This window comes from Oceanispirochaeta sp. M1 (genome assembly GCF_003346715.1).
Lineage (GTDB): Bacteria > Spirochaetota > Spirochaetia > DSM-2461 > DSM-2461 > Oceanispirochaeta.
The window spans coordinates 1-2,985 of record NZ_QQPQ01000099.1 but is presented as its reverse complement, the minus strand read 5'-3'; the positions used below and the strand labels follow the sequence as shown (position 1 = coordinate 2,985).

At 48.2% G+C, this 2,985-nt stretch carries 1 rRNA gene; it reads left to right on the top strand.

The window, feature by feature from the left end:
* The first annotated feature begins 33 nt into the window (after positions 1–33).
* Positions 34–2,969, top strand: a 23S ribosomal RNA gene (locus DV872_RS25825).
* Positions 2,970–2,985 lie beyond the last annotated feature (16 nt).

The following is a 2,985-nucleotide window of genomic DNA, read 5'->3' as shown; positions in this document are numbered from 1 at the left end:
AACAGTGAATAGCGAAGGGATAAATAATAATATGGTCAAGCGACTAAGGGTCCATGGTGGATGCCTTGGAGCTATCCGGCGATGAAGGGCGTGGTAAGCTGCGAAAAGCCTCGGTTAGAAGCAAACATTCTAATACCCGAGGATTCCCGAATGGGGTAACCCGATGGATTTTATATCCGTCATTATGCAGTGAATAAATAGCTGTATAAAGCGAGACTCAGGGAACTGAACCATCTAAGTACCTGAAGGAAAAGAAATCAATTTAGAGATTCCCTTAGTAGCGGCGAGCGAACGGGGATTAGCCCAAACCAAGTGCATTTCGGTGCATCTGGGGTTGTAGGGCATGCAATATATGTATCAGACGACGATAGCAGAATGGTATTGGGAAAGCCAACCGAAGAAGGTGAAAGTCCTGTAAGCGAAATCGAAATCTGGCTAGCATGTTCCTGAGTAAGGCGGGACACGAGTAATCCTGTCTGAATCTGGGGGGCCCACCCTCCAAGGCTAAATACGAGATAGCTACCGATAGCGAATAGTACCGTGAGGGAAAGGTGAAAAGCACCCCGGGAGGGGAGTGAAATAGAACCTGAAACCGTGGACCTACAAGCGGTCAAAGCCCTAATACGGGGTGATGGCGTGCCTTTTGTAGAATGAGCCTGCGAGTTAATATATTAAGCAAGGTTAAGGTATAGAAGTACCGGAGCCGGAGCGAAAGCGAGTCTGAATAGGGCGACTGAGTTTGATGTATTAGACCCGAAGCCGGGTGATCTATTTATGGTCAGGTTGAAGCTTGGGTAACACCGAGTGGAGGACCGAACACTAGTCTGTTGAAAAAGGCAGTGATGAACTGTGAATAGGAGTGAAAGGCTAATCAAACCCGGAGATAGCTGGTTCTCCTCGAAATGGCTTTAGGGTCAGCGTCATATGGTTAACATCGGAGGTAGAGCACTGAATAGGCTAGGGCCTGTCACAGGGTACCAAACTTAATCAAACTCCGAATGCCGATGTTCAAAGTATGGCAGTGAGACTGCGGGTGATAAGATTCGTAGTCGAAAGGGAAAGAGCCCAGACCGTCAGCTAAGGTCCCTAAACTATGCTAAGTGGAAAAGGAAGTACGATTGCACAGACAGCCAGGAGGTTGGCTTAGAAGCAGCCATTCCTTTAAAGAGTGCGTAATAGCTCACTGGTCGAGTAGTTGTGCGCCGACAATGTAACGGGGCTAAGCATAGTACCGAAGCTACGGATTCATAGATTTATCTATGGATGGTAGAGGAGCATTCTGTAGGCCGACGAAGGTGATCTGAAAGGGTTGCTGGAGGTATCAGAAGAGAGAATGCAGGCATGAGTAACGAAAAGGAAGGTGAGATCCCTTCCCGCCGAAAATCTAAGGTTTCCTGGGTAAAGGTACTCTTCCCAGGGTTAGTCGGCCCCTAAGGCGAGGCAGAAATGCGTAGTCGATGGGAAACTGGTTAATATTCCAGTACATCTAGTAATTTCGAAGGGATGACACTTAAGGAGATCTCTTGCCAGGCGTTGGTTGTCCTGGTCCAAGCATTTAGACGTTGATTTGTGTAGGAAAATCCGCATGAAGAGTTGAGATGTTAAGGGTAGCGATCCTACGGGTGAGCGAAGTTGAGTGATTCATCGAGTCAAGAAATAATCTCTAAGGTTAGGTTACTAGGTACCGTACCGCAAACCGACACAGGTAGATGGGATGAGAATTCTAAGGCGTACGAGAGAACCCACGTTAAGGAACTCGGCAAAATACATGCGTAACTTAGGGAGAAGCATGGCTCAGCGCGTGATGGCGGAGTTGCAGAGTCCAGGAGAAAGCGACTGTTTACCAAAAACACAGGTCAATGCGAAAATGCAAATTGAAGTATATTGACTGACACCTGCCCGGTGCTGGAAGGTTAAGAGGAGCTGTTAGCGCTTGCGTGAAGCAGTGAATTGAAGCCCCAGTAAACGGCGGCCGTAACTATAACGGTCCTAAGGTAGCGAAATTCCTTGTCGGGTAAGTTCCGACCCGCACGAATGGTGTAACGACTTTCTTACTGTCTCAACGTGGGACTCGGTGAAATTGAAGTATCGGTGAAGATGCCGATTACCTGTGGTTAGACGGAAAGACCCCGTGAACCTTTACTGTATCCTGATATTGAACTATGGCTGCTAATGTGTAGGATAGGTGGGAGACTTTGATGTATGGTCGTCAGGCTGTACGGAGTTGTTGGTGAAATACCACCCTTTATTAGTTATATTTCTAACGTGGCCCGTAATCCGGGTCATGGACAATGTCAGGTGGGCAGTTTGACTGGGGCGGTCGCCTCCTAAAGAGTAACGGAGGCGCGCAAAGGTTACCTTAGCATGGTTGGAAATCATGCTGTAAGCGCAATGGCATAAGGTAGCTTGACTGCGAGACTTACAAGTCGAGCAGGTACGAAAGTAGGTCATAGTGATCTGGCGATTCTGAGTGGAAGGGTCGTCACTTAACGGACAAAAGGTACTCCGGGGATAACAGGCTGATTTTGCCCAAGAGTTCATATCGACGGCAAAGTTTGGCACCTCGATGTCGGCTCATCGCATCCTGGGGCTGGAGCAGGTCCCAAGGGTATGGCTGTTCGCCATTTAAAGCGGTACGCGAGCTGGGTTCAGAACGTCGCGAGACAGTTCGGTCCCTATCTGCCACAGGCGTTGGATGTTTGAGAGGATCTGTTTTTAGTACGAGAGGACCGAAACGGACGAACCTCTGGTGTATCAGTTATCGTGCCAACGGTAAGTGCTGAGTAGCTAAGTTCGGAAGGGATAACCGCTGAAAGCATCTAAGTGGGAAGCCTTCCTCAAGATGAGACATCCCTCTCCCTTTAAGGGAGCTGAAGGAATCTCGAAGAATACGAGTTTGATAGGCTGGCGGTCTAAGTGTGGAAACATATTGAGCCGACCAGTACTAATTTTCCGTGAGGCTTGACCATATTATTATTTATCTCT